This is a genomic window from Peptostreptococcus sp. D1, from assembly GCF_900112955.1.
Taxonomy (GTDB): domain Bacteria; phylum Bacillota; class Clostridia; order Peptostreptococcales; family Peptostreptococcaceae; genus Peptostreptococcus.
Genome location: NZ_FONP01000009.1, coordinates 51371 through 72389 on the forward strand (window position 1 = coordinate 51371; position 21019 = coordinate 72389).

Genomic DNA, 21019 nt, shown 5'->3' on the forward strand with positions numbered 1-21019 from the left:
AAGGCTTGCTTACGATTTTAAATTTAATCCTTATGCTAGGTTCTTTTTTCTCTCGTATATCCCCCTTCTCTTAACCATTTTGAAAACGTAGTATGACTTATATTAAGTAATTTTGCACCTGCTCTTAAACCTATTTCTTTATCTCTCCACTCTTTAGCTATCCTATCAAAATCTTCAGGAATATCTTTTTTGCTTCTACCAAATTTTACTCCTCGTTTTTTAGCTTCTCTTATTCCCTCCATCTGCCTTTGGTAAGTATTTTCTCTTTCTACCTGAGCTACATAGGATAATATTTGTAATACAATATCGGCTATAAATTTTCCTGTTATATCATTTACCTTTGTTCTCGTATCAAGAAGCGGAAAATCAAGTACGATGATTTCAGCATTTTTTTCTTTGGTAATTATATTCCATTCTTTAATAATTTCATCGTAATTTCTTCCCAGTCTATCTATTGATTTGATATAGACTTCATCTCCTGCTTTGAGCTTTTTGATAAGCTGCTTATATTTTTTACGGTTAAAGTCTTTACCACTTGCTTTATCAATGTATATTTTTTCTATTCCTATACCTTCCTTCAAGATAGCTGTTAATTGCCTATCTATATTCTGTTCCTTTGTCGATACTCTTATATATCCATACTTCATCTATCTTCCTCCACTTCTTTATTCATAAGTTAGATGTTATATGGATACCTTAATTAAAAATATATTTCCTACCGCAAATGAAAAAGAAGCCCTTTAAATCCAAAGTCGCTTCATCTTCTTTTTACAATGAGTCTTGCATCCTTTTTATTATTCGCTCCTATAAGCTTGCGATAGATATAGCAACACTCGGTTTATTCAACTTTTCTTTTATCTTTTTTATATAATACATAGTATTCCTTTCGTTGTAATTGTGCTCACATTATACTGTATAGTAAGCACAATCGCAACATCAGGCTTTTAATTCTCGTTTTATCCCTATATCTATTATAGCTACTTTTAATTTTTTCATACTTAGTTCTTACTCCTGTTAGTTTTATAAAATAATACAAATAAAAGTGGTATAATATTAATAGCAATACAAATTAAAAAAGAAAAATAAATAAAAAACGATTTAATTTTATTACCACGAATATATTTTAATACAAAACACATATATTTTTATTCCTCCATTCTGCATATCACAAGCTATTTTCTACAACTATTATTTTATTTTTTTGAATTAAATTAAAAATAAAAGGATATGTAATTTACAGTCACATCCTTTTACTAGAAAATTATTCATTATAGTACAAAGTTCTATATGAGTCAGAGCTTTTTAATAAAGCTTGATGAGTACCCTTTCCAATAATTTTTCCACTATCTAACACAAAAATATTATCTACATCCTTTATTGTTGATAATCTATGAGCAATTACTATTACAATTTTATTATCAAAAAATTCTTTTAAATTATTTATTATTTCCTTTTGAGATATATTATCTAATGCTGATGTCGCTTCATCTAAAATAATAATATCACTATCACTAAGTATAGTTCTTGCTATTGCAATTCTTTGTTTTTGACCACCTGATATTTTAATACCTCTTTCTCCAATTTTTGTGTCAATACCATCTGCTAGACCTGATATATATTCACTAATCCCCACCTTTTCACATATTATCTTTAGAATTTCTTCATCTATTTTTTTTCCAAGACAAATATTTTCCCTAATAGACATATCAAATATTAAACTATCCTGTGTAACTACAGATATATTTTTTCTTAATGAATATAAATTGATATTCTTAATATCGATTCCATCAATAAGAATACATCCAGAATCAACATCCCAAAGTCTAAATAGCAGGTTTATTATTGTTGATTTTCCACAACCACTACTTCCTACCAATGCCGAAATATTTCCTCTATCAAAAACCAAATCTACATTCTTTAATATATTCAAATCCTTTGTATAACCAAAATTCACCTTATTAAATTCTATTTTTTCTATATTCCCTTTTTCCAGTGTAATAGAATCCTTTTCACTTGCTATATCACTTTTTTCACCTAACAAACTATAAACTCTGTCTATTGATACTTTTGCTTGCTGAATTTTGTTATTTGCATTTACTATACTCATACACGGACCTAATAGCATTGCACTATAGCTTTGAAAAGCCAGCAGTGCTCCTAAGGTTAGACTTCCATTTATAATTTTATATCCCCCATATCCATATAATATCATTGTTATTATTGAATTTATTGTTATTGCAGCTGTAATATTTCCACTATATAATAAGTGTGTTTTTATATTTTTATTTATTATTTTTCTATCTTTTTTTATATAATCAGATATAAAAAATCTTTTTGATTTTGATATAACAATACTCATAATATTAAGTACGTATTCTTGTATAAGATGAGTAATATCTCCATACTCTTTTCTTATCAATGATACATTTTCGTGTATCATCTTAGTAAAAATTCTTTGCAATAATATCAAAACTATTTGTAAAAAGATTACTATCAAAAATAAATCATACTGTAATCTAATCATAAAATACAATGCTGCAGTAGCTGTTATAAAATTTTTCACCAAGGAAAATGCTAGCTCAGCATCAATACTTTCAATAGTATCAATATCTGATTGAACTATCGAAAGTATATTCCCTGTTTTTTTATTTGTATAGTAATCTCCCGACAAAGTCGATATATGCCTTAATATCCTTAATCTTATTTTTATTGCAACAGAATTTCTCATAATTGAATAAATATACCCTAGTATAAATTCAATAAAAATTGCTAATAGCTGAATAATAAGATAAATTAACGCAAGTTTTAATAAAGTAGAAAAATTCTTTCCTATAATACCTTTATCTACTATTTTTTTTAGTAAAAGTGGTAAATATAGATCCATTACTGTTACTAACAGCATAAATATTGAAGATAAAATTATCTTTTTTTTATTATTTATATATATATAATTAATAAATTTTCTAATATTTTTGTTTTTTTCTTTCATCACTTATTATCTTTCCATCGCTTATCGTAATTATTCTATCAGCCTTTGATGCGACTTTTTCATCGTGAGTTATCATAAGTAGTGTCTGATTAAATTCTCTTACCATATCACCAAATAGAGTCATTACATCTTCTGTAGTCTTACTATCCAGATTTCCAGTTGGCTCATCTGCAAATATTATAGACGGTTTATTCGCTAAGGCTCTACATATAGCCACTCGCTGCTGCTGACCTCCAGATAGCTCATTTGGAAATTTCTTTAGTTGATCGGATAAACCTACTCTCTCAACCACCCTCAAAATATATTCTTTATCCTCTTTTTTTCCGTCCAGTTGAACTGGCAGTACTATATTATCATATATGTTTAAAACAGGAATTAGGTTGAAGCTCTGAAAAACGAAACCAAATTCTCTCCTTCTAATTTTTGATAGCTCATCGTCGTTTAGATTATAGATATTTTTATCTTTCAATATTACCTCTCCTGACGTGGGTTTATCTAGTCCTGCCATACAGTGCAATAGAGTTGTCTTTCCTGAACCACTTGTACCTATTACTGCTGTAAAATCACCTTCTTCTATTTCAAGGCTTATTCCATCAACAGCCTTTACTATACTACTTTCTTTTCCATAATATTTTTTCAATTCTTTTGCAATTAATACTGTCATAATTTCTCTCTCCCTATATAATATAAATACTAGAAATCATATTGCCTACTACCATTCCTCTCTTACAATATCCCAAGAGAAAAGAACTGCTATCAGACTCATAAATACATACACCAAAAATATTAATATTATTTGATTTAGTGGTATACCAACATCCATAGTTTTAGTGAATCCAGATGCTATCAAATCCTTATTTATACTTACCACCTTATTTACATGATAGATAGAAGCTAATATCGAAGAAATCAATGCAGAGATTATTCCATAATGAAGTGCTTCTATAAAATCAATTTTCTGTCTTACCTTCTTTGTCATTCCAATATATCTATAAATTTTTACTTCTTCACGTCTATTAATAAGATTACTTCTCATAATAAATATGAAATTTACAGTTGCAAGAATCAAAATCAACACTTGATAGACAATATTAAGCCTTGCTTCACTCTTTAGGTATGAGCCAAAAAATTTCATGTCTTCCCCTTTACCTCCAATTGAAGTAACATAATTATCAAGTAATGTTTTCTCCAAAAAATCATTCAAGCTATTCACATCACCATTTTTCGTTGTAATAAATACCTTGTTGTATTTCTCTGCACCTGTTATTTTTTTATAATCATCTTCTCGAATAATAATTTGTCCACCTCTTACTCCGACACTTCCATCCTGCGAAGACGCATATTTTTTATCCATAATTCCACTAACTGTAACTTCTACCTCAGTGAAATTTGCAAGCTCATTGTCTACTGATGGAATTTTTATTTTCAATTTATCACCGATAGTTATCCTCTTTAAAACACTCAGATCGAAATTTCCATCTATTTTTGAATATACATTATTGACAAATAAGCAATGGATATCACCAATATTATCTCCGACAATGTTTTTTCCCTCACTGATAAATGATTTTCTATCCTGTAGCATCTTATCAGAATAACCTCTGACTGCAAGTGGGTATTCAAGATTAATATCGTTTAATCCGTACATTTTTTTGTATCTTTCATTTATATTGCTATTGTTATCTACAAGGAACGCATCATTTGAATAGAAATTCGATTCAACTTTATCTATATCCTTATATTGATATATTTTTTCCATTACCCCATCATCTATTGTATAGAAAAGCGAATCTGTACCATTGATACTTCCAGAGAGAGTCTTATCCACAGTACCATATGACATTCCCCAAATACCACCTGAAACGCCTCTGTTGATGCTTTCAGTTAGAAACTCTGAAGAAGAAAAATTCAAGATAAACATATACCCTACAAGAACAATAGTAAATATTGTTACTACTGTTCTGGACTTTCTTCTAAGTATATTGCTCCATACAATTTTATATTTAATATTTACATTTCTAACAAGCTTAACCATTTTACTTTTATTTAGAGCTGAATTGTCCTTGCTATCGTCTATAAGCTCGATAATTGTCCTTTTTACAACTTTCTTATTCAATAACAGATAGCTTATATACAGGGTAATTACATTCATGATAAAGACAATCAGAATAAATATTGGTTTTATTGCTAGCTGAGCATTTTCTTTGTATACAAATTTTATTCCAATAAATGAACACAAAATTCCCAGTAAAATTCCGACCGTAGTTCCAACAATCCAAAACAAGTTCAAGTATGACTTGACGAATTTTTTTGTTTGTTTCCTTGACATACCAAAGCTTCTAAGAGTTCCAATTTCAGAGCTCATTTCAGAAATAATAATGCTAAAAATATTATACACAATCAACATTGAAACAAACAACAATAGCAGCATACTAATTATGCTCTCTTTTTGATATTTAGATCTAAGCTTAAGCATTTCTATGGAACTAATAAAGTCATTTTTTCTAATATTATCCCATCCCATTTTTAATTTACTCTGTAAGGTTTCTATATATTGTGTAACATTCTCGCTATTCTTTAAAAATATTACTCCATCATAAATTGAGCCTTTTCCCTGATTATCGCCTCCAGTAAATGCTTTAAATTTTACACCACCAGTGGATACTGTAATATCATCATAGTACTTTGTAGATTTTGTCAAATATCCAACTATTATATATTTTTTATCAACAGAATCCATTACATTCTTGTTGTTTATAATTTTTTTATCAATCTCTAACATGGTTATTTCTTTTCCAATTGGATCGTCTATTTTCATATTATCTATAGCTTTTTTCTCAATAATTATTTCATTTTCATTTTTAGGATATGAGCCAACCAGTTTATATTTAAGAGAATCAATATACTCTTTGTTGTATTGATATTTACTTAATTTTATGCCTGACTTTCTGTAAATTGATGAATTTAACTTCTGAGCATAAGCCATTTTAGAAATATTACTTTCACCGCCAAGCTTAGCAATATCGGATAATTTGATATTATCAAACGAAATATCATAGCTTCCATTTATGTTTCTCGATTCATTTATTTGAGATTCATAGCCAGACTCCCTAATAGTATTAACGCTAAAAAACAATACCGTACCGACAATTATACTTGCCAAAAGTGCGGCAGTCTTATTTTTATTTTTCAAAAAAAATTGAAAACACAATCTATACATCATTATTCACTCCTTTAACTCCCATCTTAGTTTTAACACTTCTATCTTATAAGAAATATTTCATACAATCAATACATATATATTTTTTTTATAAAAAAATAATAAATAATATACATAATTTACATAATTATCAAACTATGCTAAAATTATGACTATAAATAGATTCATGCGAAGGAGAGATTATATTGATATGAGGAACAACTGTATTTCATCAAAAAATATTAATTTAAATAGTATTCAAGACGCATACAAAGACTTTCTAAATGACCCTATTCTTACAAAAAGAAACTCTTTATTGATTGAACTTTCTAATATAATCAAAAACAATGACATAAAAGAAGAAACTGTAAATGAATTCCTAGCACATTCTTATAGCCTTATCGACTACATGAGTCAATATGACGCAAAAATTAGTAAATGCATAATAGATATTTCAAATAATTCTGAATCATCTACGGAAGTTGTCTCGTATCTATCATGTATATTAAATAAACACAGAATTTGGAAAAGGAGTTTAAAAAATATCAATTACATATTTGAGAACCTTGACAATATATATAACGTCAAAATGCCAAAATATAAGAGTATTCATTACTTGAAATTCTCATCTACAGAGCTAATCAATGACTTCCCAAATATGTATTATTATAAAAATTACGATATCAATAAAATCCTAAGCACCACAATAATGCCGAATGATTTATCAACAGATATGTCTGATGGTATCAGCTCATTCGATTTATTGATATTAAGAGCAATATTTTCTTTTTATGACAATAATATATTTGTTATTTCATATAAAAACCTGAGTAAGTATATATCCTTCTCTAACAGCTATATTATCACAGATAATCTGCTAAAAAAGGTTAAATCATCAGTGAGAAAATTGTTAAATACAAATGTCTTGATACGTGATAATTTATACAATCACGTCTATGTTGAGAAATTAATATATGCAATAGATAATGAATACGGCTTTATCGTTCTTCAAGAAATTCCAATATATAGCTTTTCAATTGAACACAATCTATACACAAAGCTCAATTATAAATTTTTTGATTGCCCTGTCTCAATGACAGACTTAAACATCGCAATCAGAGAATACTTGATTTACCAGCTAGTTAATATAGGTGAGGGTACTGATATCTTTTTTGAAGATTTTTACTCAAATATCAAAATAACAGATACCCAAATGAAAAAAAAGAGTCGAGAGGTTGTTATTAGAATATTAGATTATTGGAAAAATAATAATTTGATTTATAATTATTCGATAAACAAGCTTCAAAATAAGTATATAAGCTTTAGTTTTTTTAGATAAAAATACACTACAGTACCAAGTGTAGCGCGATACTGTAGTGTAAAATATTCCTTCATTCATCAACTGCTATCTCTAGCATCACAAAAAAGCTACACACTCCAATCACTTTCTGTCAAAACGTATTTTTCTCCCTTTGCTTTTTAACAGAATACTTTTTTTCTTTTTTGTTCTCATTTCAAAATCTGTCTTTAGAAATAGGCTAAAAATGCTAGACAGCTGATCTCTTCTCTTCGGTTCCAAGCTAGACATTTCTTTAATTATTTTAATAGCTGACTTTAGCTTCTTATTTGTTATATCACCAGTTCTCACAGCGTTTGTTGAATTTTTTATTATCTCGTAAAACTCATCTACAAAGATTACTCTTTCCTCATGCGATAGATTTTCCAGCCATGTCTTAAGAGTAATATCAATTCTATTTGATTCATCAGACAATTTTTTAGCTCTCACAAATGATTTTCCGACCACCCTCCAATTCATCCCATTATGCTGAATAAATCCATTATTTCCGATAGCCTCGATGACGGAATACTTTTCATTATCGTACATCAAAATACCCACAACAGAGTCCACCGGAAGTATTTTACTGACCTTTTTTACAGTATCCTGATAAGCCTCCGATTCAATCATTTCCTTGGAAAATCCCGGTCCATCATTATTGAAAACACACCTTATTCTTTTCCTATCCTTCGTTGATAGCCCTACTACGGAATAAACAGCAAAATTACCTCCCTTCGAGTGTCCACCGACATATATATTTTTATAAGAGTTATTTTCTATTATTCTTTTTAAATATTTAGCAGATTCTACTTGTCCGAATACCGGTGTCGAAAAGCTCATATTAAAATCTTCCTTGAATCCCAGTATTGTGTCATCTGTTCCCCTGAAAGCTACAAAGATATTATCTTCATCAATCACAAAACACATCGCACAAAACTGACTCTGATTTATTTCATCATATTTGCTGATATATTCAGTCAGGATAATATCCTTAAACCTCTCAGATTTAGCTGCCTTTCTCAGTAGGTTTTCAACCATAACTATCATATCTGAGTAGGACTTTTCCTTTTGAAGCTTTGAATCATCCATTCCCTTTGATGCAAAATATTTCCTTGACAGCTCCTTTATAGATATTCCATTTTTAGGTGCTCCAAAATTCAAATATGACAACATGGAAAATATCAAATTATCTACTTCATTTAATCTATCAACCTGAAACGTAATATCGCCTCTCCACGTCATATAATCTAGTACACTTGACATTAATTCACCTCATTTCATCATCTATCACAAAACTCCAGCCAAAAAATTACTACCTATTATACCGAAGCCATTACTTATTAACTAATATTATAATACTTAAATGCTCATTTTTTCAACTAGTTCCAGTCTTATTGTTATGTATATACAAGTATTTCATACCCTCTTATTATAGTTATTTACAATACTTATTATACGTATAATAGTTTTTATCTATACTATGCTTATTCTCTCTCATTCATATATATTTTTCTTTATGTTTAATATATAATGATGTTGATAGAAAAAAATTAATTTAATAAAAATTGGGAGGTAATATTAATGAAATTAAAAAATTCTAAGTATTTACTACTTGCACTTTTAGTTGCATCATCTGTAGGTCTATCTGCATGTGGTCAGAAAGCTGAGGAAAAGGCTAATACTCAGACTGAAGAAAAAGCTGGGGAAACTAAGGCTGCCGAAGTAAAAGCAATGAAGGGTGATGAATTGGCTAAGATCGAAGCTGACAAAAAGGAAAAGGAAAACTATCTTGTAATTGACGTAAGATCTCCTGAAGAGTATAAGGCTGGTCATCTTAAATTTGCCATCAATATGCCAATAGATACTTTTGAGGCTGACTACAAGAAAATAGAAGCTTTCAAAGACAAAGACGTAGTTCTATACTGCAATTCTGGTAAAAAGAGTGCAAAGGCTGCTGAAGTTCTTGTAAACAATGGATTCCAAAAAGTTTACAATGCTGACGGAGTAAAGCAATTTAAATACGAGCTTGTAACTTTTGAAAGTAAAATGGGCGCTGATTTCATTCAGGATATAAAGGGAGGAAAAGCTGGTCTTGTTATAGATGCCAGAGAAGCAAAAGACTTTGAGGCTGGCTCTTTTGATAAGGCTGTTAATATAATGCCTGATGATTTTGAGTCTAAGAAAAGCTCACTTCCAACAGATAAGAATGCAGCAATATACGTATTCTGCTATTCTGGAAACAAATCTGCAACAGTTGCTGAAAGCTTGACAAAGGAAGGATACACTAATGTAGTTAACTCATTAGATGGAACAAAGGAAATAGATTTCGGATTCAGTAAATAATTAGTGTTTATAATTAATGCATGTCAAGGGACTAACTCGTAAAAGTCCCAAATAAAAGGCATACCCACATTCTCCACGTATAAAAATGAATGTAGGGTATGCTTTTTATTATATCATTTTGTCGGTTTATCAAGTATCATCTGATTATATTCAAGAGGCTCAAACCCTAATTCTCTATACAATTTTTTCGCTCTTACATTGTAAGGAGAAACCTCCAATCTAAATCTTGAAGCATTTTTAAATTCATTCATAATATATTTGAAATATGCTCTTGCAATTCCTCTACTTCTATAATCTGGACAAATATACAAATCCTCTAGTTGAACATTTATTCCAGCAACTTCGGAGGTGTAGTAAGTAGTTACCACACCGAACCCTACTAAATTACCCGAATAATGTACCTCATATCCATTTACAGAGAATTTTTTTGACATTATGTCATCTAATAATCTCCTTATTATTTTTGTATCTATGGGATGGTCTACGGCGTCAGATCTATAAAATTCAACCATCATATCATATAGCTTATCGTAATTATCATCTTGATACTCATAAAATTCTATCATAAATATTCTCCCAAAGCTCCTAACATATAAAGGCACCTAAGAGCTGTCCTAGGTGCCTTACAAAAGCTAAATTAGATTTTATTAAGCCTGTTCAGCTTCTTCAATCTCAATTTCTTCTTTTTCAATAGCAATATTTCTGTACTTCTTCATTCCAGTACCTGCTGGAATTAGCTTACCAAGAATTACATTTTCTTTTAGACCAATCAAATGGTCTTCTTTACCCTTGATTGCTGCATCTGTTAATACTCTAGTAGTTTCCTGGAATGAGGCTGCTGATAAGAATGACTCAGTAGCAAGAGACGCCTTTGTTATACCAAGCAATACTCTCTTTGCAGTGGCAGGTCTTTCTCCTCTTTCTTCAGCCATTGCATTGCTCCTATTGTAGTTGAGTACATCTTCATATCCACCTGGCAATAAATCAGTATCACCTGGATCCTCAACCTTAACCTTTGAAAGCATCTGTCTAACTATGACCTCTATATGCTTGTCATTGATATCAACCCCTTGAAGTCTATAAACTCTTTGAACTTCCTTTACTATATAATCCTGTACTCCACCAATTCCATTTACTCTGATTATATCATGTGGATTGATAGATCCTTGCGTAATAGGTTCTCCAGCCTTTATGAAAGCACCGTTTTTTACTCTGATTCTAGAACCATATGGTATCTGATATACTTCTGATTCGCCAGCTTCAGGAGTTACGATAACTTCTTTTCTCTTTCCAGCTTCGTCTATTTCAACTGTACCAGTGATTTCCGATATAATAGCAAGCCCCTTTGGTTTACGAGCTTCGAAAAGCTCCTCAACTCTAGGAAGCCCCTGTGTAATATCTCCGCCGGCAACCCCACCTGTATGGAAAGTACGCATTGTAAGCTGTGTACCCGGCTCACCAATTGACTGCGCTGCTATAATACCTACTGCCTCACCAATATTTACTGGCTTACCTGTTGCAAGATTTCTACCGTAACACTTAGCACAAACACCGTGTTCAGTCTTACAATTCAATACAGTTCTAATTTTTATTGACTCGATTCCAGCATCTACAATTCTATCTGCATCATCTTCAAGAATCATTTGATCAGCACCTACTATTTCTTCACCTGTATTTGGATCTACAATTGGTTCAATAGTATATCTACCAATAATTCTATCTCTCAATTCTTCAATTACTTCATTTCCATCCTTAATTGCGAAAATTTCAGTAGTTTCAGTAGTTCCACAATCCATATCTCTCACGATAACGTCCTGACTTACGTCTACCAATCTTCTTGTCAAATATCCAGAGTCGGCAGTACGAAGCGCTGTATCGGCAAGACCCTTTCTGGCACCATGAGAAGATGTAAAGTATTCCATAACTGAAAGACCCTCACGGAAGTTAGATTTAACTGGGATTTCCACTGTTTTACCAGAGGCATTCGCCATCAGACCACGCATACCTGCAAGCTGTCTAATCTGGTTTTTGGAACCTCTGGCTCCAGAGTGAGCCATGATAAATATATTATTCATTCTGTCAAGACCATCCATCAGTGCATCTGTAACCTTGTCCGTAGTAGCTGTCCATGTTTCAATAACTTTTTCATATCTTTCATCGTTTGAAATAAGACCTCTTCTATAGGCTTTTTCATATTTATCTACTAAATCCTCTGCTTCCTTCAAGTAAGTATATTTCGCTTCTGGAATGTCCATATCTGCAACTGCAACAGTTATTCCACCAACAGTCGAATACTTATATCCCATGCTCTTTACATAGTCAAGAAGCTCTGCAGTTTTTGTATTTCCATGCTTTCTAAAGCACTTGTCAATTATCTTTCCTAATTTCTTTTTGTCAGCCAAGAAATCAACTTCCAAGCTAAAAGGATCCCTTTCTCTATCAACAAAGCCTAAATCCTGAGGTATACCTTCATTGAATATAAATCTGCCAACTGTACTTTCTATCAATGAGCTTCTACCATCTGGCAATGTTTTTCTCATTTTAACCAAAGCGTGTAGCTCAACCTTGTGATTAAAATATGAAAGCAGTAATTCATTATAATCCTTAAATATCGATCCAGTACCCTTTGCTCCTTCCTGAGCCTCTATGGTCAAATAATATGAACCAAGAACCATATCCTGTGAAGGAGTGGTAATAGGTGCACCATCCTTTGGAGCAAGTATATTATTTACTGACAGCATCAAATATCTAGCTTCGGCCTGAGCTTCCACAGACAATGGAACGTGAACAGCCATCTGGTCACCGTCAAAGTCAGCATTGTATGCTGTACAAACCAATGGATGTAGTTTTATTGCCTTACCCTCTACCAATACTGGCTCAAACGCCTGAATACCAAGTCTATGTAGAGTAGGTGCACGATTAAGCAAAACTGGATGGCTCTTAATAACCTCTTCCAACACATCCCATACCTCTGGCTTTACTTTTTCTACGATAGTTTTTGCACTCTTAATATTATGTGCATATCCTTTTTCTACCAATTTGTCCATAACAAATGGTTTGAATAGCTCCAATGCCATTTTCTTTGGAAGACCACACTGATAGAATTTAAGCTCCGGTCCAACTACAATAACAGAACGCCCTGAGTAATCAACTCTCTTACCTAGCAAATTCTGTCTGAAACGCCCTTGCTTACCTTTTAGCATATCTGATAGCGACTTAAGTGGTCTGTTTCCTGGACCAGTTACTGGTCTACCTCGTCTACCATTATCTATCAATGCATCAACAGCTTCTTGAAGCATTCTCTTTTCATTTCTTACTATGATTTCTGGAGCACCTAATTCAAGAAGTCTCTTCAATCTATTATTTCTATTGATTACTCTTCTGTATAAATCATTCAAATCAGAGGTTGCAAATCTACCACCATCCAGTTGAACCATAGGTCTTAAATCTGGAGGTATCACCGGAATAGCTTCAAGAATCATCCATTCTGGCTTATTTCCTGACTTTTTGAAAGCCTCCACTACTTCAAGACGTCTGATTGTTCTCACTCTCTTCTGTCCAGTAGCATCCTTTAAATCAGCTCTTAATTCAACAGACTGAGCTTCAAGATCAATATCCTCCAAAAGCTTCTTCACTGCTTCTGCACCAATACCCACTTCAAACTCATATCCATATTTTTCCAAGGCATTTCTGTATTCTCTTTCAGTCAAAACCTGCTTGTACGCTAATCCAGTTTCTCCTGGATTAGTCACAACATAGGAAGCAAAATATAATACTTTTTCAAGAGATCTAGGAGACATATCTAATAGCAAGCCCATCCTAGATGGTATCCCTTTAAAGTACCAAATATGAGACATTGGTGCTGCCAATTCTATATGACCCATTCTCTCTCTTCTTACCTTTGACTTTGTTACTTCAACACCACATCTATCACAAACTACACCTTTATATCTGACACGTCTGTACTTCCCACAATGACACTCCCAGTCCTTTGTAGGTCCGAAAATTCTTTCACAGAACAAACCATCTTTTTCTGGCTTCAAAGTTCTATAATTTATTGTTTCTGGTTTCTTTACTTCCCCTCTTGACCACTGTCTAATTCTCTCTGGAGAAGCCAAACCTATCTTTATCGACTCAAAATTATTTAATTCAAACAAGGAGTTCTCTCCCTTCTTTCGATTCATATATTATTAAAATTTATTTTTCAATCCTTTGCCTATTTACTTACCTGAAATTAAAATTCTTCGTCATAGTCATCATAATCATCTTCTATGAATTCATCAATTTCCTCGTCTATACCATTGTCGATTTCCTCATCATTGAACATATCTTCCTCATTTTCATCAAATTCATCAGCCTCGACCTCTTCAATCATATGAGTATCTCCAATATCATCCGGTATCACGCTTTCTATTTTAAATTCTTCAAGTCCTTCTTCATCTACAGATTCCTTGATATCTATAGCTAAACCATCTTGGTCTAACGCACTGACATCCAAGCATAATGACTGCAGCTCTTTCATAAGAACTCTAAATGACTCCGGCATACCTGGTTCAGGAATATTTTCTCCCTTAACTATGGCTTCGTAAGTTTCAACTCTACCCTTAACGTCATCTGACTTAACTGTCAGTATTTCCTGAAGAATATGAGAAGCTCCGTAAGCCTCCAATGCCCAAACTTCCATTTCACCGAATCTCTGACCTCCGAACTGAGCCTTACCACCAAGTGGCTGCTGAGTTACTAGAGAATATGGTCCTGTACTTCTTGCATGTAGCTTGTCATCAACCAAGTGATGCAATTTCAAGTAGTACATATATCCCACAGTGATTCTATTGTCGAAGGTTTCACCTGTACGACCATCAAATAGCTGCAATTTACCATCTCTTGGATATCCTGCAAATTCAAGGGCATCCATTATATCGTATTCGTTTGCTCCATCAAATACTGAAGTGGCAACATACCATCCTAATTTTTTAGCCGCCAAACCAAGGTGAACCTCAAGAACTTGACCGATATTCATACGAGAAGGTATACCCTGTGGATTAAGAACTATATCCATAGGAGTTCCATCTTCCATAAACGGCATATCTTCCTCAGGTAATACTCTTGATATAACCCCCTTATTACCATGACGACCAGCCATCTTGTCTCCTACTTTGATCTTTCTCTTCTTCGCTATATAGCATCTTACAAGCTCATTTACACCTGGAGATAAATCATCGCCATTATCTCTGGTAAATATTTTGATATCAACTATGATACCGGACTCACCATGAGGAACCTTAAGCGATGTATCTCTAACCTCTCTTGCTTTTTCACCAAATATGGCTCTCAACAATCTTTCCTCAGCAGTAAGCTCTGTTTCACCCTTTGGAGTAACCTTACCTACTAGTATATCTCCAGAATCTACTTCCGCACCTATTCTAATAATTCCTCTTTCGTCCAAATTCTTTATTGCATTTTCACCGACATTTGGTATGTCTCTTGTAATTTCTTCTGGACCAAGCTTTGTGTCTCTGGCTTCACATTCATATTCCTCGATGTGGATTGTGGATAATCTATCTTCCTTTATCAATCTCTCATTAATCAAAACGGCATCTTCATAGTTATAGCCTTCCCAAGTCATAAATGCTATCAAACAGTTTCTACCAAGAGCTATTTCACCAAGATCAGTTGCTGGACCATCCGCAATTACATCTCCAGCTTCGACTCTTTCACCCTTGCTGACAATTGGAGTTTGATTTATACAAGTACCAGAGTTTGATCTCTTGAACTTTAATAGCTTATATCTATCTTTGTCGCCATTGTCCTTCTTTATTATAATTTCATCTGCCGAAACTCTATCAACAATACCACTATTTTTTGAAACGACAACAGCACCAGAGTCCTTTGCCGCTCTATATTCGATACCAGTACCTATAATAGGAGCTTCTCTTCTGACAAGCGGAACTGCCTGACGCTGCATGTTTGATCCCATCAACGCTCTGTTGGCATCGTCATTTTCAAGGAATGGAATCATAGCTGTAGCAACGGATACAACCTGCTTAGGTGATATATCCATGTAGTCAACTCTATCCTCTGAAACTAATTCAACGGCACCAAGAACAGTTCTACAGATTACTCTTTTGTTTACAAACCTACCATTTTCGTCAAGTGGTTCATTTGCCTGTGCTCTTACATAAAGATCTTCTTCATCTGCTGTCAAATAATGAATTTCATCAGTAACTACTTTGTTTACTTTGTCATATTTTCTATATGGAGATTCAATAAATCCGTATTCATTTATCTTTGCATAAGTTGACAGTGAGTTTATCAAACCTATATTTGGACCTTCAGGCGTTTCTATAGGACACATTCTTCCATAGTGTGAATGATGAACATCACGCACCTCAAAGCCAGCTCTTTCTCTTGACAAGCCACCTGGTCCAAGAGCTGAAAGTCTTCTCTTATGTGTCAGCTCTGACAATGGATTAGTCTGATCCATGAACTGCGAAAGCTGTGAGCTACCAAAAAATTCCTTAATAGCCGCAGAAACTGGTCTAATGTTTACAAGAGCTTGAGGAGTAATAGTATCCATATCCTGAACAGTCATTCTTTCCTTTATTACTCTTTCCATTCTTGAAAAACCAATTCTAACCTGGTTTTGCAATAATTCACCAACACATCTTATTCTTCTGTTTCCAAGATGGTCAATATCGTCAACATTACCAACTCTATCCTTACCTTCTATAATATAGAACAAACCAAATTCATAGCTTATAGATGCTATTATGTCATCAAGGAGTATATGCTTTGGAATCAACGTCTTTATATTCGTCCTGATTACTTCTCTTATCTCATCCTCTGTTTCATATCCTTCAAGAATTTCTTTTAGAGTAGGATAGTGAACATCTTCTTTTATTCCCAAATCAGAAATATCAAAATCCACATGAGCTTGAATATCTACGAAGTTGTTCCCGATAACCTTGACTTCTCTTTCATCATCTATCTTTATCCAAGCATAATTAATACCTGAATTCTGTATTTCCTTTGCAACATCTAGAGTAATCTTATCTCCAGCCTTTACAAAAACTTCTCCTGTTTCTGTATTCACAATATCTCTAGCTGCCAGCTTATCCATTATTCTATAACGTAGAGCCAATTTTTTGTTGAATTTGTATCTACCTACCTTTGCCAGGTCATATCTCTTGTGATCAAAGAACAATGAATTTAGTAAGGATGAAGCACTCTCAACAGTAGGAGGCTCACCTGGTCTCAGCTTTTTATATATCTCGATCAAGCCTTCATCTACATTACTAGTGTTGTCCTTTTCAAGTGTTAATCTCAATCTCTCATCATTACCTAATAGCTCAAGAATTTCAGCATCAGAGCCAATTCCCAACGCTCTCAGTAATACTGTAACCGGCTGCTTTCTTGTCCTGTCAACTCTTACAGAAATAATTCCTGATGAATCAGTTTCATATTCCAACCAAGCCCCTCTGTTTGGGATTACAGTAGAAGATATCAATCTATTACCTGTTTTATCTCTTTCCTCTGAATAGTAAACTCCTGGAGATCTAACCAACTGAGAAACGATAACTCTCTCAGCTCCGTTTATGATAAAGGTTCCTCTATCAGTCATTAAAGGGAAATCTCCCATAAACACTTCCTGCTCCTTTATTTCTCCAGTTTCCTTATTGATAAGTCTAACCTTTACTTTCAAAGGTGCACAATAGGTTGTATCCCTTTCTTTACACTCTTCAATATCATACTTTGGCTTTTCATCAAGTGAGTAATCGACAAACTCCAAAATCAAATTACCTGTGTAATCCTCTATCGGAGAAATATCTGTAAATACTTCCTTTAGTCCTTCTTTTAAAAACCACTCGTAAGAATCCACTTGAATTTCTATAAGATTTGGTACATCGGCTATTTCCTTTATTTTGGAAAAGCTCATTCTTTCCCTTTTTCCAATCGTGACTGGATGTGGTATCACTACTTTCACCTCACTAAATTAAATTTATTGCATTTGTTAATTTATGAGTTATACAGCAAAAAATCCACCTCGCTAATGTAATTAAATGCAACAGAAATTTACCCTCGCAAGCCCACTTTATTTACTGTAAATTTTTAACAAAATATCTGTTTTTATTGCCATTTATCACATATAATCACATGAATTAATTAAATGACATACAAAACTAACCATAAAAAAGTTAATAGAAATGTAACTGTAATTTTTTGTTAACATTAAAAAAATGCACAATTACTCATTATAAAGCAGTATATTATTTTATCACATTTTTGTCCCAATTTCAATATTTTTTCAAGTTTTTTTATTTTAAAAATTCTTATCTGTCAACACATATGCTACACTAACAAGAAAGTTTTTTTATTTTAAAAAATTCCTGCAAGATTTTTTCTCAACAGGAATTTTAACACAATTTAATCAATATTTAGATTTAAGAAAAAAGGCTAATTTGTTATATTTATATTCATCTCAAGAACTCCACTAAACGGATCTCTTTCGAAATCCTCCGTATAATAGATTTTTTCATATGGAATCATCACATTTAACCTTCCATCCTTCACCTTTTCCTTTGGTATAGTTATTTTTATTACATTACCAATTGCCTCTATTTGGATATTATCCTCTTTTTGTTTTCCAATTATACCATTGGCATATGAATAAAAATCCTTTATTTCGTTTACTTCATCTTCGTTTATTTCTTTTTCTTCCATAAAGATTTCAGTGATAACACTGCCATCTGGTCCCTTCAATGGATTTTCAACTGAAATTATTGAGCTATTTCCATTTTCTTCATATGAGATATTTTCCAATTCAGCCTTGGCTCTTTCCATGACAAACGAATATCTTCCATGAAAGTCTTTAGAAAAGATGCTACTAATAGGAGAATGATCTACTATTTTATTCCTAGTCAAATTTACCATACCGATTGATTCCATATCTGATCCTAAGTCATCAGGAACTGACAAGGAATTTTCCAATGTATCTAAATCCATAATAGGACTTATATCCGTTATTTTATTTTCATATCCCATCAACGTTGCTAATTTTTTCATATTTCTAACAACATCAATATTTTCTATCCTATTTACGGCAAAATTAAACTCAATTAGCTCTGTAAGATTTGAAAGCGAGCTGATATCAGATATATTATTTTTATATAAATGTAGCCACTTTAAATTAGTCAAATTTGATAATGGTGTCACATCTGATATTTTATTATTTCTAACCGTCAATTGTTGTAAGCTTTTCAACCCTGATAACGGTTTTAAATCACTTATTAATCTTAAATCTTGAAGATATAAAATTTTCAATTTTTTCATTTCAGCTAAAGGTTTAATATTTTCTATACAATTCCCCGTCATTTGGGGCTCTTCAAATGGACCTACATAATCTCCCGTCAAGTATAGCTCCTCTAATTCTGGTTTTTCTCCTATATTGTCTATGGATTTTATTTGATTTCCACTCAAGTCTATTTTTATCAATTTTTTTAGATTTTTTATTGGAGTAACATCATCAATCTTGTTATCATTCAACCTTAATTCTTCTAAATTAGCCAGCTCCGACACTCCGTTTATATCATCTAAATTATTAGAGGTTGCAGTCAAGACTTTAATTTTCTTGTTATTCTTAATAAAATCCAAATTTTTCAGCTTATTGTTAGTTACTATCAGCTTTTCCAAATTTGTCAATTTATTTACGAAGTCTGCGTTATCAATCTCATTTCTTGATATATTTAACTCTCTTAACTTTGTTAATTTGGATATTCTATTTATATCAGCTGACCTTAGTCCTGTCATATGAAGACTCTCTAGGTTCACAGCTTCTTCAATTCCCTTTATCGTTTTTGGATAATAAGCATCAAAATTATCATCAAATATATTTGACACATCAAGCTTTCTTAGATTCCTCATAGCCTTTATTGTTGGTTCAAAATTCACTATATCTTCTTTTTTTATTACCTTGCTTATATCTATCAAATTTACTTTATCTAAAAATGCTTTTTTTACTTCCGCCTTTACCCTTTCATCTCCAAAAATCACTTTTTCATTTTCATCTCTGTTAGTCTGAGTATTATTACTACCACTAACACCTATAGTAATATTGCTTCTTGAAGCTTCACCTTTTTCAATTAATTTATTTATTTGTCCTATACATTTTTCAGAAATAGAATTTTCACCACCTATAATATACACCTTAGTTGGTTTGTGGCTTCTAATATACATTTCTACTGATGCTGGTATTTCATTTTTCTTTACCAATACTATCGGATATTTTGTATCGGAGCTTATTGTAGATGCAGAAAGAGCATCTGGATAAGCTTCTCCTGAGGCTATTATTATCGGCATATTTTTTTGATTTTTAGTAATTTCTTCAGCTACTTTTATTGATGTTTCATATCTGTCTATTCCAGCAAATCGATTTGCTCCAGTATAGCCCACAATACTTTTTTCGCCACCAAATACATAGCTAATATTTTCTTCGATTATATTCTCAGCTGTAAGTATTAGACTTCCCTCTGAGCCCAGAAATGGAGCAGAAACCAATGCATCTACATAATTATTTCCACTAGCAACTCCAACCTTATTAGAATTTTTGTTTATATTTTCCTTATATTCTTTTATCTTCTTGGAGGTTTCATATCTATCCTTTCCATCTAACCTCACTATACTTCCATATTTTCTCAGCTCATTTTCTGTTTTCTTTGATATTGTATTTTCTCCACCAACCAATACTAATTTGTCTGGACTCACTCTTTCCAACTCTTTTTCTATTGTTTTTGGTATTTCATTTTCTTTTACTAATAGTATTATCCCTTTTTCTTGTATTACTAATGGACCACTACTAATCGCATCAAATGGTGTCTCTCCTGATGCTATCAATACCATTCCACCTTTTCTATATTTATATTCGGATATCTTCGCTGCTGTTTCATACCTATCAACACCAGATATTTTAATTACTTTATTTTGAGTCCATCCTGTACCAAAAAATAATGGCAATATTAATGCAGAAATCGAAAATAATTTTTTTTGCTTTTCTTGCTAAAACAATACATAATACTCTTAATTCCTCCGTATCTAATATAGATTGATCAATAAATTAAACTGTACTAATACCTATTTTATACCATTGGATTCTTAC

General features: G+C 32.3%; 11 protein-coding genes. 2 read left to right on the forward strand and 9 right to left on the reverse strand.

Annotated elements, in window-relative coordinates:
* Nucleotides 1-35: 35 nt before the first annotated feature.
* The 4 genes from BM120_RS07440 to BM120_RS07455 form a co-directional block, all read right to left on the reverse strand.
* Nucleotides 36-647: a recombinase family protein gene (locus tag BM120_RS07440; protein WP_091994553.1), complete on the reverse strand. Its 612-nt coding sequence runs from the start codon at nucleotides 645-647 to the stop codon at nucleotides 36-38.
* Between the two features lie 614 nt (nucleotides 648-1261).
* Nucleotides 1262-2902, reverse strand: a complete 1641-nt coding sequence (locus tag BM120_RS07445) for an ABC transporter ATP-binding protein (RefSeq protein WP_242941576.1) — start codon at nucleotides 2900-2902, stop codon at nucleotides 1262-1264.
* A 61-nt stretch (nucleotides 2903-2963) separates the two neighbouring features.
* Nucleotides 2964-3653: an ABC transporter ATP-binding protein gene (locus BM120_RS07450; protein WP_091994556.1), complete on the reverse strand. Its 690-nt coding sequence runs from the start codon at nucleotides 3651-3653 to the stop codon at nucleotides 2964-2966.
* 48 nt (nucleotides 3654-3701) lie between these two features.
* The gene (locus BM120_RS07455) at nucleotides 3702-6212 is read right to left on the reverse strand and encodes an ABC transporter permease (RefSeq protein ID WP_091994558.1); all 2511 of its coding nucleotides are present in this window, start codon (nucleotides 6210-6212) and stop codon (nucleotides 3702-3704) included.
* 187 nt (nucleotides 6213-6399) lie between these two features.
* On the opposite strand from BM120_RS07455, the gene BM120_RS07460 reads away from it, so the two are divergent.
* A complete protein-coding gene (locus BM120_RS07460) occupies nucleotides 6400-7527 on the forward strand; it encodes a hypothetical protein (protein WP_091994559.1) in 1128 nt (375 codons plus the stop codon).
* A 102-nt stretch (nucleotides 7528-7629) separates the two neighbouring features.
* Here BM120_RS07460 and BM120_RS07465 read toward each other — a convergent pair whose 3' ends face one another.
* Nucleotides 7630-8787, reverse strand: coding sequence for an Mbeg1-like protein (locus tag BM120_RS07465; protein ID WP_091994561.1), 1158 nt, complete (start codon nucleotides 8785-8787; stop codon nucleotides 7630-7632).
* A 318-nt stretch (nucleotides 8788-9105) separates the two neighbouring features.
* Between BM120_RS07465 and BM120_RS07470 the strand changes: the two genes are divergently transcribed.
* Nucleotides 9106-9867, forward strand: a complete 762-nt coding sequence (locus BM120_RS07470; RefSeq protein ID WP_091994562.1) for a rhodanese-like domain-containing protein — start codon at nucleotides 9106-9108, stop codon at nucleotides 9865-9867.
* A 113-nt stretch (nucleotides 9868-9980) separates the two neighbouring features.
* Here the strand turns inward: BM120_RS07470 and BM120_RS07475 are convergent, their stop codons facing one another.
* The 4 genes from BM120_RS07475 to BM120_RS07490 all read right to left on the reverse strand — a co-directional run bounded on the left by BM120_RS07475 (nucleotide 9981) and on the right by BM120_RS07490 (nucleotide 20877).
* Complete coding sequence (locus tag BM120_RS07475; protein WP_091994564.1) at nucleotides 9981-10433, reverse strand: GNAT family N-acetyltransferase; 453 nt, start codon at nucleotides 10431-10433, stop codon at nucleotides 9981-9983.
* 81 nt (nucleotides 10434-10514) lie between these two features.
* A complete protein-coding gene (gene rpoC, locus BM120_RS07480; RefSeq protein ID WP_091994565.1) occupies nucleotides 10515-14024 on the reverse strand; it encodes a DNA-directed RNA polymerase subunit beta' in 3510 nt (1169 codons plus the stop codon).
* Between the two features lie 77 nt (nucleotides 14025-14101).
* Nucleotides 14102-17803 carry a DNA-directed RNA polymerase subunit beta gene (rpoB, locus tag BM120_RS07485; RefSeq protein WP_177187403.1) on the reverse strand — a complete coding sequence of 1234 codons (3702 nt, stop codon included), beginning with the start codon at nucleotides 17801-17803 and terminating at the stop codon, nucleotides 14102-14104.
* A 518-nt stretch (nucleotides 17804-18321) separates the two neighbouring features.
* Nucleotides 18322-20877, reverse strand: coding sequence for a cell wall-binding repeat-containing protein (locus BM120_RS07490; RefSeq protein WP_091994567.1), 2556 nt, complete (start codon nucleotides 20875-20877; stop codon nucleotides 18322-18324).
* Between the last annotated feature and the right edge of the window lie 142 nt (nucleotides 20878-21019).